Here is a 26,217-nt window from a genome sequence, read left to right on the forward strand (position 1 = left end):
TGCGGTGTTCTTGGCGGTAACTGGCAAACGGGAGGCGGGAGTTGGGGTTCCGGGATGCGTCCGACCCTTACCCTTCCCGCGTCTCCTTCCGCCAGACCGTCAGGTCCGCCGTCACGAACGCGATGTCCGGCATCGCCGTCGACTTCGTCTGCAACACCAGCACCCCGACATCCCCCGAGCGGTGCTTCACGCAGATCTCCGTACCGTTTGCCGCCGCCGCCAGCGAGAGGGTGTGGGTCTTGCTGCGGGCCAGCATCAGGTCGCACATGTCCCGCGTCGCCCCGCCCGGCTTGGCGAAACTCTGGACGAACACGCTGGTGTCGCTCTTCAGCTCGCAGCCCGAGTTGTCGGCGCAGCTGAACTGGATGTCGCCCTTCGCCGTCCTCAACTGCGCCGGTTCCTTGTGGATGTTCACCGAGTTCTTCGCGTCCAGCCACACCTGGGGGTACGCCACCCCCTGAGCGAACGACGTGCGCGGCGCCTCGTCCTTCGTCAGCGGCGAGCCGGTCCTGTCGGCCGAAGCCGAGGCGGAAGCTGTGGGGGAGGGGGACCTCGACGCCGACGCGGTCGGGCCCGAGCTCGTACCCTTACCCGCCCGCGCCCCGTCGTCCCGCGTCCCGTCCATCACCTGCCACGCCAGCACCGACACCACCAGCACCCCGGCCGTCACCAGCGCCGACGCCACGAGCCGCGTACGCCGCTTCGGCTCCTGCGGCGCCGGCAGGGTCGCCGGATACGGCACCACCCCCGGCGCCTGCGCCGTCAGCGGCCAGGTCTGCGCCGGATCCGCCGAACCCGGCACCGGAACCGGCACGGGCGCCGGCCCCGGCACGCTCGGCTCGGGCCCCGTGACCTCCGCCCACGCCACCGGCTCCGGCTCCGCCCCCAGCCGCTCCCGGCACCACGCCACGACCTCCGCGAGCCCCGCCCGCTCCGCCGGATCCGCCGCGAGGCACCGCGCCAGGATCGGCCGCACCTCCTCCGGCAGCCGGTCCAGGTCAGGGGCCTCGTGCACGATCCGGTACAGCACACTCGCCGCGGGCCCGCTCCCGTACAAGGGCTCACCCAGCGCGGCGAACGCCACCGTCTGCCCCAGCGAGAACACATCCGTCGCCGCCGTCACGCCGTCCGACGCGGCCGCCTGCTCCGGCGCCATGTACTGCGGCGTCCCGATCGCGGTCCCCGTCACCGTGTACGAGGTCAGATCGGCGGCCAGCGAGATGCCGAAGTCGATGACACGGGGGCCGTCGGACGCGAGCAGCACGTTCGACGGCTTCAGGTCCCGGTGCACGATCCCCGCCGCGTGCACGGCCTGCAACGCCTCCGCGATCCCCGCCATCAGCCACAGCACCGCCGGTACCGGGAGCGGCCCGCGCCGGGCCACCGCCTCCGCGAGCGAGGGGCCGGGAACGTACAGCGTGGCCAGCCACGGAGGCGTACCGTCCGCGTCGCCGTCGATCAGCTCGGCCGTGTACGCCCCGCGCACCCGCCGCGCCGCCTCCATCTCCCGCCCGAACCGCCGCCGGAAGTCCGGCTCGTCGGCCAGCTCCGGCCGCACCACCTTCACCGCGACCGGACGGCCGCCCCGCGTGTGCGACAGATAGACCCGGCCCATGCCACCGGCGCCGAGCCGCGCCACCAGCCGGTACCCGCCCACGACCTGCGGATCGTCCGCCTGCAAGGGAGCGAACGCCGCCCCCGCACCGCTCCGCGCCTCAAGCTCCATGAACCGCCGCCCCCTGAATTCCTCTGCCCTTTTTGACTGATCCCCGCCCCCGGGGAACCGGCCGGTGGCCGGTTCGCGTCCAGCAGCCTATGCCGGGGCGCGCGCGGGCGTACCGGCGGTGTGGACGGGACGTGACGGAGCTGTGTGCGCTTGCGGCACCGGGATTGCCCTCTGTGCCGCTTTGTGGAGATCATGATCATTCCATCTGCCGCGCCAGGCGGATGAGTTGACGGGCACAGGCGAAAACGGGGGAACACCATGGCCGCCTCGGGCGACGGCTACCAGGTCCGGCATGCCGGCATGAAGAGCCAGGCGAAGGAGCTCGATCACGCGGGCGACGACGCCGGAACGATCCGGCAACTCCTCGCCGGGACCCCCTGCTACGGCCAGGACGTGCTGGGCGGCGACGACGTGGGCCCCGCCTTCAGCGCCTACTCCAGCGCCTGGACGGCCGAGTCCCGGACCATCGAGGACGCCCTCCACGAACTCGCCGACAAGGTGCGCGCGGCGAAGGGCGTGTACGGCGGCTCCGACGGTCTCGTCCGCACCCAGGCCCAGAAGGTCCAGGTCGGCACCAACCCGACCCCCGGCACCCCGCCCATCGGTACGAATCCCACCCCCGGCGCCCCGCCCATCGGCACCAACCCGGTCCGCGGCACCAACCCCGTAGGGGACACGGCCCCCGTCACCACCGGCCCCGCCTACGCCGAGCGGCCCTCGGCCCTCACCGACTACTGACAGGGCAGAGTGCCTCGACCGTGACCACCGAATCCACGACCGCCCGCCGCGACCGCCTCGACGGCCTGCGCGGGCGCATCTCCTCCGCCGACAGCAAGAACGACCTCATCGACGCCATCGACGACGCGCTCGGCGTCGCCGCGCCCCAGGGCGACCCGGCCCTCATCGAGTCCCTCGGCAAGCGCTACAAGGGCCAGGCCGACGACGCCATGAAGGTCCACGACCGCGCCGACACCGTCAGCCGCAAGGGCCTGCCCGACGTGTGGGTCGGCGACACCAGCGTCCTCGCCCAGGACGCCGTCGACGCCACCGCCCGCGCCGCCGAGCAGATGGCCGAGGCCCTGCGCGGCGGCGGCAACGCCCTCATCCTCTTCTCCGACCTCCTGGAGACGGCCCAGACCAAGGACAGCGGCGGCCGCACCAAACTGCGCAACGCCCGCGCCCAACTCGGCGACAAGGACGGCTTCTTCGACGACTGGCACGAGGACGACGGCGAGGAGGCCACCCGCAAGGCGGCCCGCACCCTCGCCGGCCACGGCATCGACGACCTGGCCGGCGCCGCCTCCGACGCCGACGACGCGGCCCGCCGCTGCGCCCGCGACCTCAACAAGTACGCCTCCGAGGCCCGCGCCGGGAAAATGGGCACCGACGAGCTGTCCGCCGTCGACCGCATCGCCCTCGCCGACACCTCCAACATCGGCGGCGACCCCGAGCTCAACGAGATCCTCACCGCCAACGACCTCGAACGCTCCGGCCGCGCCATGGAGGACCTCTCACCCGCCGACCGCGCCCGCATGGAACGCCTCCTCGCCGACGCGGGCACCCCGCAGGAGAAGGCCTACCTGATGAAGGCACTCGCCTCCGGCTACTCGGTCGACGAGGTCGAGGAGTTCGGCGGCAAGATCCACAACAAGGACGAGGAGTGGCTGCGCGAACACCTCGCGCCGGTCAGCACCAACTCCTCCACGGGCCAGGAGCGCCAGACCTTCGGCCAGGAGAACTGGTCCCAGGACGGCAACACCTGCGTCCCGTCCTCCACGGTCACCGCCCGCGCCATGGTCGACCCCGTCTACGCCCTGGAACTGACCGGCGGCCCCGACGGCCAGGACGACAGCGACGCCCACTTCCGCGAGCGCCTCACCGACGAGCAGATGCGCCTCCACGAGGAGGGCGACGGCGCCAACGAAGGCTGGTGGTGGGACCGTCAGCCCGCCGGCATGGACTCCGACGGCCAGGTCGACATCTCCAACAAGGAACTCAGCCCGCACACCGGCGACGCCTACGAGTCCCACGACATGAACAGCGAGAACGACCGCCGCGACGTCCTGCCCGACATCGAGGAGTCCGTCGCCGAGGGCAAGCCCGTCCCCATCAACATCGAGGGCGAGGAGGACGGCGACTGGATCGGCCACGGCGTGATGATCGTCGGCCAGGAGGGTGACATGCTCCAGGTCTACAACCCCTGGGGCACCACGACCTGGGTCAGCGAGGACGACTTCATCAAGGGCGACTTCAGCGCCGTCACCGACGACCGCTTCGACAAGAGCAACAACGGCGACGTGAACCGCGTCTACATCGACCAGGACTGATCCGTGCGCACAAGACCCCTCCTCTTCCTCCCCGCTGTGGCCCTCACCCTCGCCCTCACCGGCTGCGGCGGCTCCTCCGCCGCGTCGTACGGCACGGGGGAACGGTCCATCAGCGTCGACGCGGGCGAGACCTTCACCCTGGAGGTCCCCGCCAGCTCCGCGATGGGCGAGAACTGGTACCTCGCCGACCCGAAGCCCGACACCACCGTCCTCGACTACGACGGCCGCCGCAACGACCACGAGGCCGGCGAGGACGGCACCCAGTACTTCGACTTCACCGCGTCCCACAAAGGCACGACCACCGTCAAACTGGTCCACTGCCCCAACGGCTTCTGCCACAGCGCAGCCGAGGCCACCGCCACCCCCTCCTCCTCGGCAGCCCCCAACGCGGCCCCCGTCCCCACCTCCACGGGCACCCCCCAGACCCGCATCGAGTACTACGAGTACAAGATCACCGTCCGCTGAGCGCGCGAACCGAGGTCCACCCCATGTCATCCACGCCCACGCCCCCGCCCCGCACCGACGACCAGCTGCTCGCCGAGACGGACGTCGCCGCGCTGCTCCGCTACGGGCTCACGCGGCCGGAATTCCGTACCGCGCTGTTCGGGGACGGGGTGATCGCCGCCGCCGTCACCCTGGACCGGCTCGGGGTGCTGCCCCGGTCCGTCGCCTACGTCGGCAAGATCGTGCGGGCGGGCGGAATCCGGTACGCGGCGGAGCTGAGCGAGCCGCTTCCGTCGCCGGAGGCGTCCGCGCTGCTGCGTGCGTGGCTGGAGGAGGCGGGGCAGGTCGCCGGGGACGCGCCGGACGCCGAGAAGGCGGCGGCCCGCTGGCTGCACGCCGTCGCCGAACTCATCGGCATGCGCCGCTCGACGCGCGGCGCCGACGTCTAGAGCTTCACCGGGAGCGTGTCGACGCCGTAGACGATCGACAGCTTGCGGAACTCCAGCTCCGAGGACGGCACCGCGAGGCGCAACTCCGGGAAGCGGCGTACCAGTTGGGGGAACGCGGCCCGCAGCTCCATCTTGCCGAGCTCCGCGCCGATGCAGCGATGTATGCCGTAGCCGAAGGCCAGGTGGGAGGCGGCCGGCGGGCGCGCGGGGAGGAAGGCGTCCATGTCCTCGCCCAGGCGCGGGTCCCGGTCGGCCGCGCTGAGCGACACGATGACGATGTCGCCGGACGAGATCCCCACCCCGCCGATCTCCGTGTCCGCACGGGCGAAGCGCGGGAACGCCGTCTGCACGACCGTCAGATGACGCAGCAGCTCGTCCACGAACGGCGCCGCGACCGTCGCCGGATCCTCGGCCTCCCGGATCGCCTCGAAGTGCGTCCGGTCCTCCATCATGATCAGCGTGCCCAGCGCGAGCATGCTCGCCGTGGTCTCCAGACCGCCGGTCAGGACACCGTCCGCGAGGCCGGTCAGCTCCTCGTCCGTGATGTTGTCGCCGTGCTCACGCACCAGCATGCCGAGCAGACCCTCGCCCGGGTTGCGACGCTGCTCGGCGACGACGCCGCGCAGATAGTCCAGCGACGCCGACACCGCGCCGAAGGACGCCCCGGCGCCGCCCAGCACGTCGAAGCGCGCCACGGAGAACTGCTGGAACGCGTCCCGCTCCTCGTAGGGCACCCCGAGCAGTTCGCAGATGACGAGCGCCGGCACCGGCATCGCGAAATGCTCGACGAGATCCGCCGTGCCGTCCGGCGACTCCGCGACCGCCTTCTCCAACTGCGCGAGCTGCTCCTCCACGATCGCGTGGATGCGCGGAGTCAGCCGCGACAGGCGCCGCATCGTGAACTCGGGGGTCAGCAACCGGCGCAGCCGCGTGTGGTCCGGCGGGTCGCAGAACCCGAGACCGCCCGGATTCTGGTCGGCCCCGGCACCGCCCACGCCGACCAGATGCCGGAAGTCGTTGCTGAACGCCTTGGCGTCGCCGAGGACTTCCTTCGCCTCGTCGTAACCGGAGACGAGCCACACCGTCATGCCGGGGATGGGCAGCTTGCTGACGGGCTCACGGTCGCGCAGCGCGCCGATCTCGGGGACCGGGTCGACGCCGTCACGGCGCAGCGGCAGCAGGGCGCCTTCGGGCAGCTTCGACAGAATGGAGAGGTCGAGACTGCCCCCCTTCTTCCGAAGCCGGGTGAAGTAGAGGCGGGTCAGCCAGCTGGCTATCGCGGAACGTACGGACATGTGCTCGCATTTCTGCGGTGGTCGCATCGCTGCGCCGGAGACGGACAGAACGAACGGGCGGGCAAATCGGTTGTTTCGAGCGGAACGCCGCCGCGCTGACGGCATGTTCACAGCGGCCGGGGTCCGCCAAGGGTACGTGCGTTCCCCCTGCCCCACGGAAGAGGGGCCATCCCCCTGAAACGTCCGGGGGACACCCCCACCGACCCCCCTCCCGGTACCTGTAACCCACACCGATTCACGCCAGAACAAGGTGAGGCCGGACACCCCACCCCGCCGATTCCGACGCGCCCACCGCCGAGGCGGTTGCAGCTCCGACGGAGGGCGCCGCAGCTCCGCCGGTCTCGTCGCCGAGTGCCGCCCGGCGGGGGCTGGTCGCGCAGTTCCCCGCGCCCCTGAAGGCATGCGCTGCGCGCAGCCTTCCCTCGAAGGCTGCGGCTTCGCCGCGCCTTCACGCCCTATGAGGTGGCGCACGCCGTGCGCCACCTCAGGGGCGCGGGGAACTGCGCGACCAGCCCCCACCGGCCCGCAGCCCGCGATGAGACGGGACGATCCCGAACCGGACGGCGCCGAACAGGGGGCGGAGCAAGCGATTCCGCATCGTTATCTTTTTCGCTCGATCCTCACGTAAACCTCACGTAAGTTCAGACCAACGGCAATTCGCGTGAGCAAAGCTGCGCGGCGGTACCGCGCAGTGGAGGGGGCTGCGCGGTGCCGCGTGCCACGTCAACCGCGTGACGGACACGGGAGAGGGACACCCGGCGACACGCGAAACGCCCGGCGCGGGCGCTCCCGGAAAGCCGGTGAGCCCGCCGGGGAGCGGCCGAAAAGGGCCCGTCGGCCGTCGCCGAGCGACTCCGGAGCGTAGTGATGGCGCGCCGATGCACGCAGCATCACTTACGAAGGGTTATGGTGGAAACCCCCCCTCGGGCCGGTCCGTCTCCCCCCCACGGACCGGCCCGTTTTTTCTTTCTCGGCCCAGCTCGACTCAGCTCAGCTCCGGCCGGCCCAGATGTTCGTACCCGGCGTCGACACGGCGAACGAGTCGATCTCCGTGAGCTCCTCCGCCGTCAGCTTCGGACCCGCGAGCGCCGCCACGTTCTCCTCCAGCTGACCCACGCTGGACGCGCCGATCAGCGCCGACGTCATCCGCTCGTCCCGTAGCACCCAGGTCAGCGCCAGCTGAGCCAGCGACTGACCGCGCCGCTGCGCGATGTCGTTCAGCCCGTTCAGCCGGCGCAGCACCTCGTCGCTCAGCAGGTTCGGGTCGAGCGACTTGCCCTGCGTCGCCCGCGAACCCTCGGGGATGCCCTTCAGGTACTTGCCCGTCAGCAGCCCCTGCGCCAGCGGCACGAAGGAGATGCAGCCCATGCCGGCCGCCTCGAGGGTGTCGAGCAGCCCGTCGTCCTCGGTCCAGCGGTTGATCATCGAGTAGGACGGCTGGTGGATGAGCGCCGGGACGCCCATCTCCCGCAGCAGCCGCGCCGCCTCGGCCGTCTGCTCGCTGCTGTAGGAGGAGACACCGACGTACAGCGCCTTGCCCTGCTGCACCGCCGATGCGAGCGCTCCCATCGTCTCCTCGAGCGGCGTGTTCGGGTCGGGCCGGTGCGAGTAGAAGATGTCGACGTAGTCGAGGCCCATCCGCTTCAGCGACGCGTCGAGCGACGACATCAGGTACTTGCGGCTGCCCCACTCCCCGTACGGGCCGGGGTGCATCAGATAGCCCGCCTTGGTCGAGACGACCAGCTCGTCCCGGTACGGGGTGAAGTCCTGCGCGAAGATCTTGCCGAAGTTCAACTCCGCGGAGCCGGGCGGCGGTCCGTAGTTGTTCGCCAGGTCGAAGTGCGTCACGCCCAGGTCGAAGGCCCGGCGGAGGATCGCGCGCTGGGAGTCCAGCGTGCGGTCGTCACCGAAGTTGTGCCACAGGCCGAGCGAGATCGCGGGCAGCTTCAGGCCGCTGCGGCCCGTGCGCCGGTACTCCATCGCGTCGTAACGGTCCGACGCGGCGACATAGGGAGAGGTGTCGTTCATGGAGACGAAACTACGTCAGTCCCCTGTCCCGCACCCGCCTCCCACCCGCCCGCACGGCCCCCGCACAGCCCTCGCACGGCCCCCGCGCACCCCGTCACAGACCCCCGTCCGCACAGGGGTAGGCTTTCGCCCTCGGGGACTGCCGTCTGCACGGAGGGGCGAAAAAGACCGTGAACCTGCGCGACAGGCTGCGCGGCCTGCTGGTAAGGCTGTACGCGCGCCGGGTGGAAGGCCACCTGGACCACGACCAGGTGCCCAAGCACATCGGGGTCATCATGGATGGCAACCGGCGCTGGGCGAAGGCGGCCGGATCCACCCCCGCCCAGGGCCACCAGGCGGGCGCCGCCAAGATCGAGGAGTTCCTCGGCTGGTGCACCGAGACGGACGTCGAGGTCGTCACCCTGTGGCTGCTGTCGACGGACAACTTCGACCGGCCCCCGGAGGAGCTGGTCCCGCTGCTCGGCATCATCGAGGAGACGGTCCGCTCCCTCGCCGCCGACGGCCGCTGGCGCGTCCACCACGTCGGCGCCACCGACCTGCTGCCCGACGGCCTGCGGAGCGTGCTCAAGGAGGCCGACGCGGCCACCGCGCACGTCGACGGGATAGTGGTGAACGTGGCGATCGGCTACGGCGGCCGCCAGGAGATCGCCGACGCCGTCCGCTCCATGCTGCACGAGGCCGCCGAGCAGAAGCAGACCCTCGAAGAGGTCGCCGAGGCCGTCGACATCGACTCCATCGGCCGGCACCTCTACACCAGCGCCCAGCCCGACCCGGACCTCGTCATCCGCACCAGCGGCGAGCAGCGCCTGTCCGGCTTCATGCTCTGGCAGACCGCCCACTCCGAGTACTACTTCTGCGACGTCTTCTGGCCCGCCTTCCGCAAGGTCGACTTCCTGCGCGCCATGCGTGACTACGCGGCCCGCCACCGCCGCTTCGGCGGCTAGTCAGGTGGCTAGTCAGGCGGCTGGGCAGGCGGCTGGACAGTCTTCCGGAGCCCCGCCCGCCACCAGGACATAAAGCGTCATCAGGAGTTAACGAACGCGCCGCCATGCCTCGTTGCATGGCGGCGCTCTTTCGCGGGAATAAGCCCTCCAGGTCGGTGTCCGCGCCAAGGACACCGCATCTCAGCGGGCGGCACGGGGCTGCCCGCCCGGGAGGCCCTTTGCACCAGGACGACCGCACGCAGAAGCGTACGGAAGACGACTTGGAGGGCCGGTCTCGGCCCGCGCAGCGCGGCCGACGACCGGTGGTCTTCTCCCACCCTCCCGGCCCGACAACTCCTCCGTCGCTCGCCCGACCTCATTCCGAGGGGGTACGTCCTTCGTGGTGACCAGCAACAAGCGCCTCCGCAAGCCCGACCGGCGCACTTATGTTCTCGACACCAGCGTCCTGCTGGCCGATCCGAACGCCATGACCCGCTTCGACGAGCACGAAGTCGTGCTGCCGGTCGTCGTGGTCACGGAACTGGAGGCCAAGCGGCAGCATCCGGAACTCGGCTACTTCGCCCGGCAGGCCCTGCGCCTGCTGGACGACTACCGGATCCGGCACGGACGTCTGGATGCCCCGATCCCCACGGGCGAACTGGGCGGAACGCTCCGCGTCGAGCTCAACCACTCCGACCCGGGAATCCTCCCGTCCGGCTACCGCCTGGGCGACAACGACTCCCGGATCCTCGCGGTCGCCCGCAATCTGCAGGCCGAGGGGTACGACGTCACGGTCGTGTCGAAGGATCTGCCGCTGCGGATCAAGGCGTCCTCGGTCGGACTCCTCGCCGAGGAGTACCGGGCCGAGCTCGCCATCACGGACTCCGGCTGGACCGGAATGTCCGAACTGACGCTCCCCGCCGAACAGGTGGACCTGCTCTTCGAGGAGGACAGCCTCTACGTCCCCGAGGCGGCAGACATGCCCGTCCACACGGGCCTGACGATCCACTCCGAGCGCGGCAAGGCCCTCGGCCGGGTCACGCCGGAGGGCAACGTCCGGCTCGTGCGCGGCGACCGGGAGGCCTTCGGCCTCAAGGGCCGCAGCGCCGAACAGCGGATCGCGCTCGATCTGCTGCTCGACCCGGACGTCGGCATCGTCTCGATGGGCGGCCGGGCCGGCACCGGCAAGTCGGCGCTCGCGCTGTGCGCGGGCCTGGAGGCGGTCCTGGAGCGCCGCCAGCACAAGAAGGTGATGGTCTTCCGGCCGCTGTACGCGGTCGGCGGGCAGGAGCTCGGCTATCTGCCGGGCTCCGAGGCCGAGAAGATGGGGCCGTGGGCACAGGCCGTCTTCGACACCCTCTCGGCCGTCACCACCCGCGAGGTCATCGAGGAGGTCACGTCGCGCGGGATGCTGGAGGTCCTGCCGCTCACCCACATCCGCGGCCGCTCGCTGCACGACGCGTTCGTGATCGTGGACGAGGCCCAATCGCTGGAGCGGAACGTCCTGTTGACCGTTCTGTCCCGTATCGGCGCGAATTCCCGTGTCGTCCTCACTCATGACGTCGCCCAGCGCGACAACCTGAGGGTGGGCCGGTACGACGGAGTCGTGGCCGTCGTCGAGAAGCTGAAGGGTCATCCGCTGTTCGCGCACGTCACGCTGACGCGCTCGGAGCGGTCGCAGATCGCGGCTCTGGTGACCGAAATGCTGGAGGACGGTCAGATCTAGCCCGTTTGGGGGTACTTGGCGCCGCCCGGCAAAGCCTGAGAGCTTAGCCGGGCGGCGTCTTGGCGTGTGCTCGTTTCCGTAAAACCCGTGGGGCAAACGGGGTGTGACGTTTCCCACGCAGCACAGAATTGCTTCACGGCATCGCCATACGGCAGAGTCACGGTCCTGTCAGGCCCCGCATACGACACTTCTGTACCCCCAGCGGTACGGCACCACCGCGGCACCAGCTGCACCTCGAACTCCATAACGAATGTCGTATGCCGCCCGAGCACCACGCGGCGCCTCCCTCTCGGGAGTTGCCCACCGGGTCCGTGCCTCCCGTGACCCGTCAGTTGGGAGGCCTGCGCCAGGGGCAAGATTGCGTCCGCGAGGGTCACACCACAGCGGGCGATGCTGGAAGGAAACCGTGTGAGCCGGATTTCGGTCCGGGGATTCGCAGTGGCCTCTGCCACCGCGGTCACCACAGTCGGCGCAGTCGTGGGTGTTGCCTCGGGCAGCACCGGCCAGCCCTCGAACGAGGCAGAGGCCGCCACGGCGAGCGACGCGACCCTCCTCGCGGACGTCCCTGTCGGTCAGCAGGCGCAGGTGCAGACCTCGTCGCTGCAGCAGCAGGCGCAGACCCAGGCCATCGCGGCCGACACCGCTGCCCAGAAGACCGCGGAGGAGTCGGCCCGTAAGCAGGCCGCCGAGGACGCGATCGCCAAGCAGCAGGACGCGCAGGCCGCGAAGGAGAAGGCCGAGAAGGAGGCCAAGGAGCGCGAGGAGGCCAAGAAGCAGGCCGCCAGCCGCTCCGCGTCCCGCGACGCTTCGAGCTTCGCGCCGCAGGCCTCTTACTCCGTGTCGCAGATCCAGTCGATGGCCCGCTCCATGGTGCCGTCCGGTCAGTTCCAGTGCTTCAGCAACATCGTGAACCACGAGTCCAGCTGGAACTACAAGGCGGTCAACGCCTCCTCCGGCGCCTACGGCCTCTTCCAGGCGCTGCCCGCGGGCAAGTACGCCTCGGCCGGCGCCGACTGGCAGACCAACCCCGCCACCCAGATCAAGTGGGGCCTCAACTACATGAACAGCCGCTACGGCAGTCCGTGTGAGGCCTGGACCTTCTGGCAGGCGAACAACTGGTACTGAGCCGGTACCGAGCCGTACCCAGCTCAACCTCCCGAAGCCCCTCACCGTCATACGGTGAGGGGCTTCGGCCATGTACGGTCTGAGCGGCGATGAGGCACGGGGGAAGAGGACGGATCATGTCGCGAGTGCCAGGCTGGCTCGGCAGAGTAGGCGCCGGCATCAGCATGTTGGGCGAGCGTCTGGACGAGCGCCTGGACGAACGCCGCGCGGAGGTCGAACGGGAGGAGGAGTCCGAACTCCCGGACCCCGTACGGCCCGAGCCCGCCACGGAGCCTGCGGCCGAGCCAGTCGCTGAGCCCGAGCCGGCGTCGGTCGAGTCGCGGCAGGAGCACGTGCCCGCCCCGCCGGCCTACGCGCCCGCCGTCGCCGCCCGGCCCGAGCCCGTCGCCGCCGTCCCCTGGGGCCTGAGGGTCGCCGCCGAGGCCGGCTGGCGGCTCCTCGTGCTCGCGGGCGCCCTCTGGGTCCTGATCAAGGTCATCAGCTCGGTGCAGCTGGTGGTGTTCGCGTTCATCGCGGCACTGCTCATCACCGCGCTGCTCCAGCCGACCGTGGCCCGGCTGCGCCGCCACGGCGTCCCGCGCGGACTCGCCACCGCCCTGACCGCGATCCTCGGCTTCGTCATCATGGGCCTCGTCGGCTGGTTCGTCGTCTGGCAGGTCCAGGAGAACATCGACGCGCTCTCCGACCAGGTCCAGGACGGCATCGACGAGCTGCGCAAGTGGCTGCTCAACAGCCCGTTCCATGTCACCGAGGATCAGATCAACGACATCGCCAAGTCGCTGCGCGAGGCGATCGGGGCGAACACGGACGAGATCACGTCCGCGGGCCTCGAAGGTGTCACCGTCATCGTCGAGGCGATGACCGGCATCCTCCTGACGATGTTCTCGACGCTCTTCCTGCTCTACGACGGCCGGCGCATCTGGGACTGGACGCTCAAGCTCGTCCCCGCGCAGGCCCGTCCGGGCATCGCGGGCGCGGGGCCGAGGGCCTGGCGCACGCTCACGGCGTACGTGCGCGGCACGGTCATAGTCGCCCTGATCGACGCCATCTTCATCGGCCTCGGCATCTTCTTCCTCGACGTCCCCATGGCGGTGCCGCTCGCCGTCTTCATCTTCCTGTTCGCGTTCATCCCGCTCGTCGGCGCGGTCGTGTCCGGGGCGCTCGCGGTGGTCGTCGCACTGGTCACCCAGGGCGTGTTCACGGCGGTGATGACGCTGGCGGTCGTCCTCGCGGTGCAGCAGATCGAGGGCCACATCCTGCAGCCCTTCATCCTCGGTCGCGCGGTACGGGTCCACCCCCTGGCCGTCGTCCTGGCGGTCGCCGCGGGCGGAATGGTCTCCGGGATCGGCGGCGCGGTGGTGGCGGTGCCCCTGGTCGCGGTGACCAACACGGTGGTCGTCTACCTACGGGCATGGTCCCGGGGCGAGGCGCTTCGGCAGACGCCGGAGCCGCGCGGGGCGACGGCAGTCGACGCGAGCCCCTCCGGGGGGTGACCAACTCAAGCCCCTTGGGGGTCCCCCCGGACGAAGTCTGGGGGAGATTGAGGAGCGGGGTCCGGGGCGGAGCCCCGTGACATGAGAAAACCGGGGCCGGACGAATCCGACCCCGGTTCACTCGTGATGACCCGTTACGCCAGCGCAGCTTCCGCGTCCAGGGTCACCGCGACCGCCTGGATGACCGAGGCGATCTTGAAGGACTCCAGGATGACGTCGCGCTCGACGCCGGCCTTGCGGAGCACCTGCTCGTGCGAGTCGAGGCACATCCCGCAGCCGTTGATCGCCGAGACGGCGAACGACCACAGCTCGAAGTCGATCTTGTCGACGCCGGGGTTGCCGATGACGTTCATCCGCAGACCCGCGCGCATCGTCCCGTACTCGTCGTCCGAGAGCAGGTGACGCGTGCGGTAGAAGACGTTGTTCATCGACATGATGGCGGCCGCCGACTTCGCGGCCTTGAACGCCTCCGGCGACAGGTTCGCCTCGGCCTCGGGAGCCAGCTCGCGCAGCACGCGCGGCGAGCGGGAGGCGATGGCGGTCGCGAGGACCGTGCCCCACAGCTGCTGGGCCGGCAGGTCCGAGTTGCCGATGACCGAGCCCAGGTTGAGCTTCAGGTCCTTGGCGTAGTCCGGTATGGCGGACTTCAGTTCGTCGAGTGCCATGTCAGAGGACTCCGCTCACTCGCCCGAGAGCAGCGCGACCGCGTCGAGGGTCTCGTCGCCCTTGCTCCAGTTGCACGGGCACAGCTCGTCGGTCTGCAGGGCGTCGAGGACCCGCAGGACCTCCTTGGGGTTACGGCCCACGGAACCGGCGGTCACCATCGTGAACTGGATCTCGTTGTTCTGGTCGACGATGAAGACGGCGCGCTGCGCGAAGCCGTCCTCGCCCTCGATGCCGAGGTCACGCATGAGCTCGTGCTTCGAGTCGGCCAGCATCGGGAAGGGCAGGTCCGTCAGGTCCGGGTGGTCCTTGCGCCAGGCGTGGTGCACGAACTCGGAGTCGCCGGAGAAGCCGAGGATCTGGGCGTCACGGTCGGCGAACTCGTCGTTCAGCTTGCCGAACGCGGCGATCTCGGTCGGGCACACGAAGGTGAAGTCCTTGGGCCACGCGAAGACGATCTTCCACTTGCCCTCGTAGGTCTTGTGGTCGATCTGCGCGAACTCCTTGCCCTTCTCCAGCGAGACGCAGGCAGTGAGGTCGAAGGTGGGGAACTTGTCACCGACAGTGAGCACGTGCTCTCCTTGCAGCGAGAAAGGCCCCTTTTGAGGGCCTTTCCATGGGTTGGACTGCTCATGATCGTGGCACACCGTGCATTGATTACGGAAATAGCTAGACTCGGTCGTGTTGATCGGAGGTGGCTATCAGTGGCCGTATCGAGCGGAAAGCCGGGCCTGAAGCGCCGGCAGCCCAGCCTGGCGCAACTGCGGGCGTTCGCCGCGGTCGCGGAGCATCTGCACTTCAGGGACGCGGCGGCCGCGATCGGGATGAGCCAGCCCGCGCTGTCCGGGGCCGTGTCCGCGCTGGAGGAGACGCTCGGGGTGACCCTCGTCGAGCGTACGACGCGCAAGGTGCTGCTCTCGCCGGCCGGGGAGCGCATCGCCGTACGGGCGCGGGCCGTGCTCGACGAGGTCGGGGCGCTCGTCGAGGAGGCGGAGGCCGTACGGGCTCCGTTCACCGGGGTGCTGCGGCTCGGGGTCATCCCCACGATCGCGCCCTACCTGCTGCCGACCCTGCTGCGGCTCGTGCACGACCGGTACCCGGATCTCGACCTCCAGGTCCACGAGGAGCAGACCTCCTCCCTGCTGGAGGGCGTCACCGCCGGGCGGCTCGACCTGCTGCTGCTCGCCGTGCCGCTCGGGGTGCCGGGGATCGCCGAAATCCCCTTGTTCGACGAGGACTTCGTGCTGGTCACCCCGATCGACCACTGGCTCGGCGGGAGGGAGGGGATTCCCCGGGACGCCCTGCGCGAGCTGAACCTTCTGCTGCTCGACGAGGGGCACTGCCTGCGGGACCAGGCGCTGGACATCTGCCGGGAGGCGGGGCGGGACGACGTTCCGGTGACGACGACCGCGGCGGGGCTCTCGACGCTGGTCCAACTGGTCGCCGGGGGGCTGGGCGTGACCCTGCTTCCCCGGACCGCCGTGTCGGTCGAGACCAGCCGCAGCGCGCAGCTTCTCACCGGGTATTTCGCCGAGCCCGCGCCTTCCCGGCGGGTGGCGTTCGCGATGCGTGCGGGGGCGGCTCGCGGCGCCGAGTACGAGGAGTTGGCGGCGGCGCTTCGGGGGGCGTTGACCGGTTTGCCGGTCCGGGTCCTCTAGCGGCCCCGCTTCGGCAGCACGCCGTGCCGGTGTGCGTCTGCTGGGTGCGCGGACGGGTGCCGCCGTAGGGGCTGAGCATCGTCGCCGGGTGTCGCGCCGTCGTGGCTGGGCGCGCAGTTCCCCGCGCCCCTGAGATGCGCACTGCGTGCGCTATCTCAGGGGCCGCGCCCCCGGTGCCCCCGGGCAGAGCGGTACCCCGGGTATCCGCCCCCGGAGGGCTACTCCGTGCGGAGGCCCTCCGGGCGCATCAGGCGGTAGAGCGGGGGGAGGGAGAGGAGGGTCACGGCCAGGATGGCTGCCGCGCCCACGCCGACCAGCGGGAGGAACAGGAGCCAGTCCGTCACCGGTTTGCCCGCCATGCGGAGGGTCAGCCAGCCGAGCGCCAGACCGCCCGCCACCGCGAGCCCCATCCCGAGCACCACCGGGATCGCCGTCTGCCACAACACCGACCACGCCAGCGTCGACCGCCGCGTCCCGTACGCGACGAGCACCGACAACAGCCGCCTGCGCTCCCGCAGTTGCTCGATCTGCGTGATCAGCATGGACGCCGCGATGAGTGAGATCGTGATCGCCGCCGCGGTGAACAGCCCCCGCAGAATGCTCTCGTACGTCTTGTCCCGCTCGGTCGACCGCACGGTCCACACCCGCATGCTCGGGTCCACCTGGAACGCCACGTTGCGCACGTGCTCGACGGCGTCCGGCACCGACTCGTCGACCTCGATCTGGGCCGACGTCACCCCATTGCTCAGCGCGCCCGTGTCGAACGCGGCGGGGGTGGCGTAGATGCCGCTGAAGCGGCCGCCGAAGGCGGAGCGGCGGGACTGGACGGTGCGGGTGTCCTTCGGAAGTGTCCAGCGCACCGCATGGTCGGGCGACTCCCCGTCACCCACGTCGCCGGTGACGAGCCGCGCGCCCGGGCGGCCGATCTCCTTCAGCTCCCGGTCCATGGACGCGTCGCCCGAGCCGAGCACCCGGAACACGTCCCCGTCCCGGCACGAGGTCACCTTCGCCTGCTCGCGCAGCGCGGAACAGGGGCCGACGGAGAGCGAGACCGACGGGGTGTACCCGTGCTCGTCCGGCTTCGCGTCCTCCGCGCCGGCCCACGTGTCGACGGTGGCGACGACCTTCCGCACGCCCTCGTTCCGGCGGAACTCGTCCACCATCCGCCGACCCAGTGCCCGGTCCGGGAAGCCGGACTGGGCGAGCATCTGGGCCCCCTGAGGCTGCTTTCCGGTGGACTTCGTGAAGTCGTCGCTGACCCCGACCGTGAACATCTGCAGGGCGATGCCGCCGGCCACCGCGATGGTGATCCCCGCGACCGCACGGCTCGCGGCCGTGCTGGACAACTGGAGCCTGCGCGTGGCCAGTTGCCACGGCACCGGACCGCCGCGCAGCCGCCGTACGACCGCCTCGACCAGCCACGGCAGCGCCAGGACCAGCCCCAGCAGGACCAGCACGATGCCCGCCGAGACCCGGACCACCCCGAAGGTGTCCGTGCCGCCGACCGCGTTCGAGGTCAGGAGCAGCGCCCCGCCGGCCACCGGGATCGGCAGCCGCCACCACAGGCGGCGCGGCCGGGTGCGGCGGTTGCGGACCACGCCCAGCGGCTCGATCGCCACCGAACGCAGTGCGAACACCGTCACCGCGATCGACGCCAGTGGCACGGCCACCACGATCAGCAGCCCGAGCGCCGGGACCGGCGACAGGTCCGAGGGGAACGCGGACAGCCGCCACACCTCGACATGGGCGAGCAACTGCCGCGCCGCCAGGAAGAACCCGGCACCGAACACCACCCCGAGCAGCGCCCCGAACAGGGCCTCGCCCGCCGCCATCCGCCGCGTCATCCGCACGTCCGCGCCGACCAGGCGCAGCGCGGCGAGCCGCCGGTCGCGCCGCTCGCCGCCGAAGCGCACGGCCGTCGCGATGAAGATGGCCACCGGCACGAGCAGCACCACGCAGGCCAGCACCACCATGAGGACCAGGACCGGGTCCATGGGCGGCGTCGGGTACACATGGCCCCAGAAGTCGACGCGCCGCGCCTCCCGCTCGGTGCTGAGCCGGTCGGAGCCGATGTAGACGTACAGGTCGAAGGGGTCGCTCAGGCCCGCCGGGGCGATCGTGCCGACGTCGCGGTACGCGTAGCGCTCCTTGAGGAGCTTGCCGTCGGGGGAGGCGAGGACCTCGCGCAGGGCGGGGGAGACCAGCATCTCGCCCGGTCCCGGCAGCTTGTCGACGCCGGGCGGCAGCGCGGGGTGCGCGCCGTCGGGGCGGACCAGATAACCGCCGACCGTCCCGTCACGCCAGTCGGAGGACGCGTCGCTCAGCAGCAGCGAGCGGTCCGAGCGGTCGGGCTGTCCGCCGGTGTCCATGCCGAACTGCCGGGCGGCGCCCCGGTCGTCGCGCGCCTGCAGCAGCGTCGGCACGGACGCCGCGCCCAGCAGCACGGCCACGCCGAACCCCACGCCGATCGCGGTCAGCAGCGTACGGATCCAGCCCTCGCGGCCGCCGGCCACCGCGCACCGCACGCCGATGCCGAGGTCGCGCAGCCGGCCGCCGAGCCCCTGCCGTACGGGCGCCGGGGTGGGCGCCGCCGGACGGTCGTCGAGCAGTGTCATCGGGCGAACTCCATGTCCCGGGACTTCCCGTCGCGCACCACGACCTCGCGGTCGGAGTAGGCGGCGACCCGGGCCTCGTGCGTGACCAGGACGACCGCGGCGTTCGTGCTCCGCGCCGCCTCCGTCAGCAGCTCCATGACCCGCTCACCGTTCAGCGAGTCCAGGGCGCCGGTCGGCTCGTCGGCGAACAGCACGCGCGGGTTCGTCACCAGCGAGCGGGCCACCGCTACGCGCTGGCCCTGGCCGCCGGAGATCTCCCCGGGCCGCTTGTCGGCCAGGTCGTCGACCTCCAGCCGCTCCAGCCAGCCGGCGGCCGTGCGCTCGGCCTCCTTGCGCCGCACGCCGTTGAGCCGCAGCGGCAGCGCCACGTTCTCCACGCAGGTCAGCTCGGGGACCAGCTGGCCGAACTGGAAGACGAAGCCGAACTCGCCGCGGCGCAGCGCGCTGCGCTCCGCGTCCGACATGGCCGTCAGGTCGCGGCCGCCGTACGTGATGCTGCCGGAGTCCGGCGTCACGATCCCGGCGAGGCAGTGCAGCAGCGTCGACTTGCCCGAACCGGACGGGCCCATCACGGCGACGACCTCGCCGGGATGTACGGAGAAGGAGGCGCCGTCGAGCGCGGGCGTCGGGCCGTAGGCCTTGTGCAGGTCGACGGCGGTCAGCAGGGAACCGGAGGGGGTCATGAGGGGCGCACCTCCGCGGCGAGACGGTCGAGACGCGCGGCGGTCAGTTCCAGCCAGCGCAGGTCGGCTTCCAGGTGGAACAGGGCGTGGTCGCAGATCAGTTGGTCGGCGAGGTCGCCCTTGCGCTTGCGGTCGGTGAGGATGCGCATGAGACGCAGGTGCTCGGCGCGCTGCGAGTCGAGGAGCTCGGCCGCGTCGCGGTCGGTGAGCAGCGCGAGGACGACCTTCGTGTACAGGGTCGACTGGAGGTACGGCTCCGGCTTCTCCGGGGTCGCCAGCCATTGCTGGACGTCCGTGATGCCGGCGTCGGTGATCGCGTACCGCTTGCGCTCGGGGCCGCCGCCGGCCTCGATCCCGTCGACCTCGACGAGCCCGTTCTTCAGGAGACGGGACATCGTCGAGTAGACCTGCCCGTAGTGCAGAGGCTTGTCGTGCCCGAAGGTCTCGTCGAACGTGCGCTTGAGGTCGTAACCGTGGCGGGGCCCTGATTCGAGCAGCCCGAGAAGGGTGTGGCCGATGGACATGACGTGACTATACACCGTGTGTATACCCCGGGTGTATACGCGCCCCTGGAGTTGCGCACGAAGTGTGCACTTCCAGGGGCGCGGGGAACTGCGCGACCAGCCACACTCAGCCGTCAGCCGTCAGCCGCCGAACCCTCCGAACCGTCCGAGCTCTTGGGCGGGCGCCCCCGCCGGGCAATGGGCGCCGCCCCGCCGGGCAACCGCCCGGCCTCGGCGAGAGCCCTGCGCAACAGGAACTCGATCTGCGCGTTCGCGGAGCGCAGCTCGTCCCCGGCCCACCGCGCCAGCGCCTCGTACACAGCGGGATCGAGCCGCAACAGCACCTGCTTCCGCGCCGGAGGCGGTGGCGGAGGCGGGGGAGGGGTCACTGGTAGAGCGTCCCCGTGTTCAGGACCGGCTGCGCCGCACGGTCACCACACAGCACGACCAACAGGTTGCTCACCATCGCCGCCTTCCGCTCCTCGTCCAGTGCCACGAAATCCTGCTCCGCGATCCGCGCCAGCGCCGCCTCGACCATCCCGACGGCCCCGTCGACGATCTGCCGCCGCGCCGCGACGACCGCCCCCGCCTGCTGCCGCTGCAGCATCGCCGAGGCGATCTCCGGAGCGTAGGCGAGATGCGTGAACCGGGACTCGATGATCTGGACGCCGGCCGCCTCCACGTGTGCGTGCAGCTCGACGGCCAGCTTCTCGGTGATCTCCTCCGCGTTCCCGCGCAGCGACAGGCCGCCCTCGTCATGGGCGTCGTACGGGTACTCGATGGCGATGTGCCGGACGGCCGCCTCGGTCTGCGTCGAGACGAACTCCAGGAAGTCGTCCACCTCGAACGTGGCCTGCGCGGTGTCCTCGACCCGCCACACGACGACCGCGGCGAGCTCGATCGGGTTGCCGTACGCGTCGTTGACCTTGAGGACCGCCGTCTCGTGGTTGCGGACCCGGGTCGAGATCTTGGTGCGCGAGGTCAGCGGGTTCACCCAGCGCAGCCCGTCGGTGCGGATCGTGCCCCGGTAGCGGCCGAAGAGCTGGACGACGCGGGCCTCGCCCGGCGCCACCATGTTCAGCCCGCACATCGCGAAGAAGGCGCCGACCCCGAGCGCGACACCGAGCACGATGAGCAGCGCCTTGGCGCCGTCCGAGTCCAGCGTCGTGGCCGCCACGATCAGCACCACGCCCGCCGCGAGCCCGAGCAGGCCGAGCAGCAGCGCGAGCCCGCCCCCGATGCTGTGCGCCGTGACCTCCCGTACGCGCGCCTTCGGCATGGCCGGCACGTCCGGCGTGACGTCCGGTGTGGTGTCCGTCTCTGACATGACTGTCCCCGTTCCCCTGAACTGCCGGTTCGCCCCCGGTCCGGGGCGAACGCTGTCTAGCATAGTGATATCACTTTTCGGCGCACGGCAACCATCCGGCCGTCTGGATCGTCGGTTCCCATGGGGTAGGTGCTGATTGTCACGTCCGGAAATGACCGGAAAGGCACAGTTTTGCCTTAAGTGGCGGTGTTAGCTTCATGAGCTGATTCCGAACGAATCAGGAATGTTGGCGGACGAGAAGCGGAGCGACGAGGTCATGGGCCGAGCGGATGCGAGGAATGCGGGCCGGCGTGCGGCGCGGCCCTCGGGCATACGCCGCTTCTTCACCTGGAAGAAGCTGCTGGGGGCCTTCTTCGGGTTCGTGCTCCTGTGCATGGGCGCCTTCGTGGTGCTCTACATGGTGATCGACATACCCGAGGGCAACCCGGAAGCCGACCTGCAGAGCAACGTCTACAAGTACAGCGACGGCTCGACCATGGCCCGCGTGGGCGAGGTCAACCGGGAGATCGTCAAGCTGTCCGAGGTCCCCAAGGGCGTCCAGCACACCTTCGTGGCCGCCGAGAACAAGACGTTCTACAAGGACCAGGGCATCGACCTGAAGGGCACCGCGCGCGGCGTCCTCAACACGGTCACCGGCAAGGGCAAGCAGGGTGGTTCGACGATCACCCAGCAGTACGTGAAGAACTACTACCTGACCCAGGACCAGACCGTCTCGCGCAAGCTGAAGGAACTGGTCATCTCGCTGAAGGTGGACCGCAAGAAGTCCAAGGACGACATCCTCGCGGGCTACATCAACACCAGCTTCTACGGCCGCGGCGCCTGGGGCATCCAGACCGCCGCCCAGGCCTACTACGGAGTCGACGCCTCCGAGCTCAAGGTCGAGCAGGGCGCGTACCTCGCCGCGCTGCTCCAGGCGCCGAACCAGTACGACTGGGCGATCGCCTCCGACACCGGCAAGAAGCTCGTCAAGCAGCGCTGGAACTACGTCCTCGACAACATGGTCGACATGCACTGGCTCAGCGCGAGCGAGCGCGCCGGCATGACCTTCCCGACGCCCAAGGACCCCAAGCCGGCCGCGGGCCTCCAGGGCCAGGAGGGCTACCTCTACCAGGCCGCCAAGGCCGAGGCCATGAAGGAACTGAACCTCACCGAGGACCAGTTCGACGCCCACGGCTACACGATCACGCTCAACATCGACCGCAAGAAGCAGAAGCAGCTCGAGAAGGCCGTCAAGCAGCAGCTGACCGACCAGCTCGACTCCAAGCGCCGCAAGACCGACGCGAACGTGCAGGCGGGCGCCGTCTCCGTCGACCCGAAGACCGGCAAGGTCCTCGCCATGTACGGCGGCGAGGGCATCGACAAGCACTGGCGCAACAACGCGACCCGCACCGACTACCAGCCCGCCTCGACCTTCAAGCCGCTCATCCTCGCCGCCGCGCTGGAGAACAACGCGAAGACGCAGGAGGGCCAGTCGATCCGGGCCGGCACGGTCTACGACGGCACCAGCAAGCGCCCCGTCGTCGAAGGCGGCAGCGAGGTGGGCTTCGCCCCGCCGAACGAGGACGACGTCGACTACGACGACGTCACCGTCCAGACCGCGATGAACAAGTCCATCAACTCCGTCTTCGCGCAGATGGGCGCCGACGTCGGCATGGACCAGGTCATGGACACCGCCAAGAAGCTCGGCATGGACGAGGCCGACCTCAAGCCGTACTACGCCCAGACCCTCGGCACCATGGGCGCGAGCCCCCTGGAGATGGCCGGCGTCTACGCGACCCTCGACAACCACGGCAAGCTGGTCACCCCGCAGCTCGTGAAGTCGGTGTCCCTGGCCGGCCAGAAGCTCGACCTGCCGGAGCAGTCCGGCGAGCAGGTCATCAGCCGGGCCGCCGCCGACTCCGTCACCTCGGTGCTCACCGGCGTGGTCGACGACGGTACGGCCCGCACCTCCGTCCGCGACAACCCGGGCCGCGCGGGCCAGCAGGTCGCCGGCAAGACCGGTACGTCCGACTGCAACCGCTCGGCCTGGTTCACCGGCTACACCCCCGACCTGGTCACCTCCGTCGGCATGTTCGGCGAGGCGGCCAAGGCCGGCACCACCCAGTGCGGCAACGACAAGCCGGTGAAGGTCACCCAGGGCGCCCAGGTCTCGCTGTCCGGCGCGGCCGGCGGCGGCCGGGTCAACGGTGGCAGCTTCCCGGCCCGCATCTGGGCCCAGTACACCTTCAACACCACGAACTCCGGCGAGCGCTTCGACCTGGACACCGACATGGGCGCGGGCGTCGAGCCCACCACCCAGGCCCCGGTCACCCCCAGCGACGAGCCGACGGCACCCGAGACGCCGAGCGACGAGCCGACCACGGAGCCGCCGACCAGCCCGTCGACGCCGACCGACGAGCCGACGACCGAGCCGCCGACGGACGATCCGACGTCGACGATCGAGCCGCCGACCGACACGGGCACCCCGACCATCGGCATCCCGGAGGACCCGGGCGGCGACGGGGGAGACACGGGCGGCTGGAACGGCACCCAACCGAAGAACTGACACCGGCCACACACAGGGGCGCCCGGAACCACACGGTTCCGGGCGCCCCTGCGTCGTCGTAGGGAGAGCAGACGTCGTACGGAGGTCAGACGGCCCGGATCACTCCGCCCCGCCCAGCCACGCTCCCGCCGCCCCGAGCATCGACCGCACGCCCAGCTCGATCGTCGGCTCCGGCAGCGGAGCGTAGAGCGGGGAGTGGTTCACCGGGATCTCCGGGGGCAGCCCGCGCGTCGCCACCGCATCGAAGTCGACCCCGGCGAACGCCTCCAGGGCCGCGCCGCCGAAGTGCCAGAACACCGACGGCACCCCGAGCGCGTCCCCGAACAGGCCGAAGTCCTCACTGCCGTTGATCGGATGCGGCAGCATGACCACCGCCTGCTCGCCGAGCGTCCCGCGCAGCGCGCCGACCGTCACCTCGGTCGCCTCCGCCGAGTTCACCGTGACCGGGAACGTGCCGAGGGAGGTGATCTCCGGCTCCTTCGGCGCCCCCGACGCCTCCGCCTCCGCCTTGACGATCCGGCGGACCGCCGCGAGAACCCGCTCCCGCACCGACTCGTCCACCGACCGGATGTTCAGCTTCAGCTCGGCCTCGTCCGGAATGATGTTCTCCTTCGTGCCGGCGTGCAGCGCGCCCACCGTCACGACCGCCGCCTGCGAGGCACCCACCTCGCGCGACACCACCGTCTGCAGCCGCAGCACCAGCGCCGCCGCCATCACCACCGGGTCCACCGTCGACTCCGGCGTCGACCCGTGCCCGCCCCGCCCGAACAGCCGCACCCGGAAACTGTCCGACGCCGCCATCACCGGACCCGGCCGCGTCACCGCGATCCCCGTCGGGAACGGGCCCACGTGCTGGCCCAGACACACGTCGGGTCGCGGGAAACGCTCCGCGAAGCCGTCCGCGAGCATGTCCCGCGCGCCCTCACCCGTCTCCTCCGCCGGCTGGAACACCGCGAGGACCGTGCCGCGCCACGCGCCCCGGTGCGCGACGAGCTGCGCCGCCGCCCCCAGCAGACACGTCACGTGCATGTCGTGGCCGCAGGCGTGCATCACCGGCACGTCGTTCCCGTCCCGGTCCGTGGCCCGCGCCACCGACGCGTACGGCAGCCCCGTCGCCTCCAGGACCGGCAGCCCGTCCATGTCCGCGCGCAGCAGCACGACGGGCCCGTCCCCGTTGCGGAGCACCCCGACGACACCGGTGCCGCCGACGCCCTCGGTCACCTCCCAGCCGCCCTGCGCCCGCAGCCGCGCCGCGACGATCCCCGCGGTCCGCGTCTCCTGCAGGGACAGCTCGGGATGGGCGTGCAAGTCCTCGTAGAGCGCGCGCAGTTCGGGAAGGTGCGCGTCGAGGCCGCCGGCGAAGGGGGAGGAGCTCTCGGTGGTGCTCTCGGTGGTCATGCCTGCTCGCTTTCTGCTGCTACGGGAAGAAGTGAGGGCGCCGGCTCGGGCAGCCGCAGCGCCCGGCGGAAGGAGAGGGAGTCCTGCGGGGTGAACACGGACAGCACCGCCGCGAGGACGGCACCGAGCACCAGGAAGCCGAAGGCGGCGGTGAACCCGGCGGCATCCGCGAGCAGCCCCATCGCGGTCGGCGCGACGACCCCGCCGAGCTGCCCGCCGAACGTGATCAGTCCGGCCGCCGCCCCGGTCAGCGCGGGCGGCAGACTGCGCAGCGGCACCGCGAAGACCGGCATGTACGAGAGGGAGGCGGAGCCGATCGCCACGGTCATCCACGCCACGAACGCGGCCGTGCCCGAGGCCGTCGCCATCAGCAGCAGCGCGATCGACGACACGGCCATCGCGGGCACCACGACCTTGCGCTGATGCCCCTCGAACCGGTCCGCGAGCCGGCCGCCGACGATCACGGCGACGGTCGCCACGGCCGCCGGCACCACGGCCAGCGCCCCGGCGGAGGTCAGCGCGAGCCCGCGCTCCTCGCTCAGGTACGACGGCACCCACGTGTTGAGGCCCCACACGATGATGTCGTACCCGAAGAACATCCCGGCGAATGCCCACATGGTGCCGGAGCGCACGATCGTACGAGTCCCGCCCGCCGGGGCCGCCGACCGGACGGTGGCGTCCTGCGGCTCCGGCAGCCACAGCCGCACCGCCGCGTACACGAACACTCCGACGGCGGCGACGCTGAAGAACGCCGAGCGCCAGCCGAAGTGGGCGATGAGCGGAGCCGCGACCAGCGGGGCGACCACGGCGGCCACCGCGTTCGACGACTGCACCAGACCGTTGGCGCTCATCCGCTGGCCCGGCGTCGTTCGCTCGCTGACCGCCTTCATCGAGGCGCCGGGGAAGATCCCCTCGGCCACCCCGAACAGGAACCGCACCACCAGCAGGATCGCGAACGAACCCGCCAGGCCGGTCAGCGCCGTGAACACGGACCAGATCAGCAGCGCCCAGCAGGTGACCCGCTTCGCGCCGAACCGGTCGGCCAGCATCCCGCCCGGGATCTGGCACAGCGCGTACGCCACGAAGAAGACGGAGACGGCCACGCCCTGCTGGGTGCGGCTCAGGTCGAACTCGTCACCGATCGAGGGCAGCGCCAGATTGATGACGAGCCGGTCGACGTAGTCGATCAGCCAGGCGGCGAACAGCAGGGCGACGGTGATCCTCGCGCCTCGATCGAGGCGCTCCTTCCCGGGGGCGTTGCCGGGGTTGTGCGACGGTGGGGCCACAGG

22 protein-coding genes are annotated in these 26,217 nt (G+C 70.8%); 10 read left to right on the top strand and 12 right to left on the bottom strand.

Annotated features, from left to right (window positions below; genetic code table 11):
• Nucleotides 1-67: 67 nt before the first annotated feature.
• Nucleotides 68-1,726, bottom strand: coding sequence for a serine/threonine-protein kinase (locus ACIBTU_RS21080; protein WP_399127815.1), 1,659 nt, complete (start codon nucleotides 1,724-1,726; stop codon nucleotides 68-70).
• Between the two features lie 258 nt (nucleotides 1,727-1,984).
• On the opposite strand from ACIBTU_RS21080, the gene ACIBTU_RS21085 reads away from it, so the two are divergent.
• The 4 genes from ACIBTU_RS21085 to ACIBTU_RS21100 are packed head-to-tail and all read left to right on the top strand — an operon-like array spanning nucleotide 1,985 to nucleotide 4,946.
• Entirely contained in the window at nucleotides 1,985-2,464 is a 480-nt protein-coding gene (locus tag ACIBTU_RS21085; protein WP_399127816.1) for a hypothetical protein, read from the top strand.
• A 20-nt stretch (nucleotides 2,465-2,484) separates the two neighbouring features.
• Nucleotides 2,485-4,053 (top strand): peptidoglycan-binding protein, encoded by a 1,569-nt coding sequence (locus ACIBTU_RS21090; RefSeq protein ID WP_399127817.1) that lies wholly within the window; start codon nucleotides 2,485-2,487, stop codon nucleotides 4,051-4,053.
• Nucleotides 4,054-4,056: 3 nt separating this feature from the next.
• Nucleotides 4,057-4,518: a protease inhibitor I42 family protein gene (locus ACIBTU_RS21095; protein WP_399127818.1), complete on the top strand. Its 462-nt coding sequence runs from the start codon at nucleotides 4,057-4,059 to the stop codon at nucleotides 4,516-4,518.
• A 23-nt stretch (nucleotides 4,519-4,541) separates the two neighbouring features.
• Nucleotides 4,542-4,946 carry a hypothetical protein gene (locus ACIBTU_RS21100; RefSeq protein WP_399127819.1) on the top strand — a complete coding sequence of 135 codons (405 nt, stop codon included), beginning with the start codon at nucleotides 4,542-4,544 and terminating at the stop codon, nucleotides 4,944-4,946.
• Here the strand turns inward: ACIBTU_RS21100 and ACIBTU_RS21105 are convergent.
• Nucleotides 4,943-6,241, bottom strand: a complete 1,299-nt coding sequence (locus tag ACIBTU_RS21105; RefSeq protein WP_399127820.1) for a cytochrome P450 — start codon at nucleotides 6,239-6,241, stop codon at nucleotides 4,943-4,945. The two genes, ACIBTU_RS21100 and ACIBTU_RS21105, sit on opposite strands and share 4 nt — an antisense overlap.
• Before the next feature lie 990 nt (nucleotides 6,242-7,231).
• Nucleotides 7,232-8,269, bottom strand: coding sequence for an L-glyceraldehyde 3-phosphate reductase (gene mgrA / locus ACIBTU_RS21110; RefSeq protein ID WP_384621117.1), 1,038 nt, complete (start codon nucleotides 8,267-8,269; stop codon nucleotides 7,232-7,234).
• Between the two features lie 170 nt (nucleotides 8,270-8,439).
• On the opposite strand from mgrA, the gene ACIBTU_RS21115 reads away from it, so the two are divergent.
• From ACIBTU_RS21115 to ACIBTU_RS21130, 4 genes are all read left to right on the top strand, one after another.
• Nucleotides 8,440-9,213, top strand: coding sequence for an isoprenyl transferase (locus tag ACIBTU_RS21115; RefSeq protein ID WP_399127822.1), 774 nt, complete (start codon nucleotides 8,440-8,442; stop codon nucleotides 9,211-9,213).
• Between the two features lie 379 nt (nucleotides 9,214-9,592).
• Entirely contained in the window at nucleotides 9,593-10,918 is a 1,326-nt protein-coding gene (locus ACIBTU_RS21120; protein ID WP_399127823.1) for a PhoH family protein, read from the top strand.
• Between the two features lie 390 nt (nucleotides 10,919-11,308).
• A complete protein-coding gene (locus ACIBTU_RS21125; protein ID WP_399127824.1) occupies nucleotides 11,309-12,043 on the top strand; it encodes a transglycosylase SLT domain-containing protein in 735 nt (244 codons plus the stop codon).
• Between the two features lie 116 nt (nucleotides 12,044-12,159).
• Nucleotides 12,160-13,536: an AI-2E family transporter gene (locus ACIBTU_RS21130; protein ID WP_399127826.1), complete on the top strand. Its 1,377-nt coding sequence runs from the start codon at nucleotides 12,160-12,162 to the stop codon at nucleotides 13,534-13,536.
• 134 nt (nucleotides 13,537-13,670) lie between these two features.
• On the opposite strand, the gene ACIBTU_RS21135 is transcribed toward ACIBTU_RS21130, so the two are convergent.
• Nucleotides 13,671-14,201: an alkyl hydroperoxide reductase gene (locus ACIBTU_RS21135; RefSeq protein ID WP_188337119.1), complete on the bottom strand. Its 531-nt coding sequence runs from the start codon at nucleotides 14,199-14,201 to the stop codon at nucleotides 13,671-13,673.
• 15 nt (nucleotides 14,202-14,216) lie between these two features.
• The gene (locus tag ACIBTU_RS21140; protein ID WP_399127827.1) at nucleotides 14,217-14,771 is read right to left on the bottom strand and encodes a peroxiredoxin; all 555 of its coding nucleotides are present in this window, start codon (nucleotides 14,769-14,771) and stop codon (nucleotides 14,217-14,219) included.
• 132 nt (nucleotides 14,772-14,903) lie between these two features.
• On the opposite strand from ACIBTU_RS21140, the gene ACIBTU_RS21145 reads away from it, so the two are divergent.
• Nucleotides 14,904-15,857, top strand: a complete 954-nt coding sequence (locus tag ACIBTU_RS21145; RefSeq protein WP_399127828.1) for a LysR substrate-binding domain-containing protein — start codon at nucleotides 14,904-14,906, stop codon at nucleotides 15,855-15,857.
• A 218-nt stretch (nucleotides 15,858-16,075) separates the two neighbouring features.
• Here the strand turns inward: ACIBTU_RS21145 and ACIBTU_RS21150 are convergent, their stop codons facing one another.
• The 5 genes from ACIBTU_RS21150 to ACIBTU_RS21170 form a co-directional block, all read right to left on the bottom strand.
• Nucleotides 16,076-18,472, bottom strand: coding sequence for an FtsX-like permease family protein (locus tag ACIBTU_RS21150; protein ID WP_399127829.1), 2,397 nt, complete (start codon nucleotides 18,470-18,472; stop codon nucleotides 16,076-16,078).
• Nucleotides 18,469-19,155, bottom strand: a complete 687-nt coding sequence (locus ACIBTU_RS21155; protein WP_399127831.1) for an ABC transporter ATP-binding protein — start codon at nucleotides 19,153-19,155, stop codon at nucleotides 18,469-18,471. The genes ACIBTU_RS21150 and ACIBTU_RS21155 overlap by 4 nt, the downstream gene beginning before the upstream one ends.
• A complete protein-coding gene (locus ACIBTU_RS21160; protein ID WP_399127832.1) occupies nucleotides 19,152-19,679 on the bottom strand; it encodes a PadR family transcriptional regulator in 528 nt (175 codons plus the stop codon). The genes ACIBTU_RS21155 and ACIBTU_RS21160 overlap by 4 nt, the downstream gene beginning before the upstream one ends.
• A 113-nt stretch (nucleotides 19,680-19,792) precedes the next feature.
• A complete protein-coding gene (locus tag ACIBTU_RS21165; RefSeq protein ID WP_399127833.1) occupies nucleotides 19,793-20,047 on the bottom strand; it encodes a hypothetical protein in 255 nt (84 codons plus the stop codon).
• On the bottom strand, nucleotides 20,044-20,985 hold the full coding sequence (locus ACIBTU_RS21170; protein ID WP_399127834.1) for an SPFH domain-containing protein: 942 nt from the start codon (nucleotides 20,983-20,985) through the stop codon (nucleotides 20,044-20,046). The genes ACIBTU_RS21165 and ACIBTU_RS21170 overlap by 4 nt, the downstream gene beginning before the upstream one ends.
• Before the next feature lie 256 nt (nucleotides 20,986-21,241).
• Between ACIBTU_RS21170 and ACIBTU_RS21175 the strand changes: the two genes are divergently transcribed.
• Nucleotides 21,242-23,530 carry a transglycosylase domain-containing protein gene (locus tag ACIBTU_RS21175; protein WP_399128061.1) on the top strand — a complete coding sequence of 763 codons (2,289 nt, stop codon included), beginning with the start codon at nucleotides 21,242-21,244 and terminating at the stop codon, nucleotides 23,528-23,530.
• Nucleotides 23,531-23,629: 99 nt separating this feature from the next.
• On the opposite strand, the gene ACIBTU_RS21180 is transcribed toward ACIBTU_RS21175, so the two are convergent.
• Together ACIBTU_RS21180 and ACIBTU_RS21185 are read right to left on the bottom strand one after the other, a co-directional pair.
• Nucleotides 23,630-24,928 carry an amidohydrolase gene (locus ACIBTU_RS21180; RefSeq protein WP_399127835.1) on the bottom strand — a complete coding sequence of 433 codons (1,299 nt, stop codon included), beginning with the start codon at nucleotides 24,926-24,928 and terminating at the stop codon, nucleotides 23,630-23,632.
• The gene (locus tag ACIBTU_RS21185; RefSeq protein ID WP_399127836.1) at nucleotides 24,925-26,214 is read right to left on the bottom strand and encodes an MFS transporter; all 1,290 of its coding nucleotides are present in this window, start codon (nucleotides 26,212-26,214) and stop codon (nucleotides 24,925-24,927) included. The genes ACIBTU_RS21180 and ACIBTU_RS21185 overlap by 4 nt, the downstream gene beginning before the upstream one ends.
• Between the last annotated feature and the right edge of the window lie 3 nt (nucleotides 26,215-26,217).

Origin of the sequence: Streptomyces sp. NPDC050145 (genome assembly GCF_044460245.1) — a bacterium.
Lineage (GTDB): Bacteria > Actinomycetota > Actinomycetes > Streptomycetales > Streptomycetaceae > Streptomyces.

Bases quoted from the DNA above. Each gene is read 5' to 3' on its own strand.
- ACIBTU_RS21080 (WP_399127815.1), bottom strand. From the start codon at position 1,726: ATGGAGCTTGAGGCGCGGAGCGGTGCGGGGGCGGCGTTCGCTCCCTTG.
- ACIBTU_RS21085 (WP_399127816.1), top strand. From the start codon at position 1,985: ATGGCCGCCTCGGGCGACGGCTACCAGGTCCGGCATGCCGGCATGAAG.
- ACIBTU_RS21100 (WP_399127819.1), top strand. From the start codon at position 4,542: ATGTCATCCACGCCCACGCCCCCGCCCCGCACCGACGACCAGCTGCTC.
- ACIBTU_RS21105 (WP_399127820.1), bottom strand. From the start codon at position 6,241: ATGTCCGTACGTTCCGCGATAGCCAGCTGGCTGACCCGCCTCTACTTC.
- mgrA (WP_384621117.1), bottom strand. From the start codon at position 8,269: ATGAACGACACCTCTCCCTATGTCGCCGCGTCGGACCGTTACGACGCG.
- ACIBTU_RS21125 (WP_399127824.1), top strand. From the start codon at position 11,309: ATGCTGGAAGGAAACCGTGTGAGCCGGATTTCGGTCCGGGGATTCGCA.
- ACIBTU_RS21130 (WP_399127826.1), top strand. From the start codon at position 12,160: ATGTCGCGAGTGCCAGGCTGGCTCGGCAGAGTAGGCGCCGGCATCAGC.
- ACIBTU_RS21135 (WP_188337119.1), bottom strand. From the start codon at position 14,201: ATGGCACTCGACGAACTGAAGTCCGCCATACCGGACTACGCCAAGGAC.
- ACIBTU_RS21150 (WP_399127829.1), bottom strand. From the start codon at position 18,472: ATGACACTGCTCGACGACCGTCCGGCGGCGCCCACCCCGGCGCCCGTA.
- ACIBTU_RS21155 (WP_399127831.1), bottom strand. From the start codon at position 19,155: ATGACCCCCTCCGGTTCCCTGCTGACCGCCGTCGACCTGCACAAGGCC.
- ACIBTU_RS21160 (WP_399127832.1), bottom strand. From the start codon at position 19,679: ATGTCCATCGGCCACACCCTTCTCGGGCTGCTCGAATCAGGGCCCCGC.
- ACIBTU_RS21170 (WP_399127834.1), bottom strand. From the start codon at position 20,985: ATGTCAGAGACGGACACCACACCGGACGTCACGCCGGACGTGCCGGCC.
- ACIBTU_RS21175 (WP_399128061.1), top strand. From the start codon at position 21,242: ATGGGCCGAGCGGATGCGAGGAATGCGGGCCGGCGTGCGGCGCGGCCC.
- ACIBTU_RS21180 (WP_399127835.1), bottom strand. From the start codon at position 24,928: ATGACCACCGAGAGCACCACCGAGAGCTCCTCCCCCTTCGCCGGCGGC.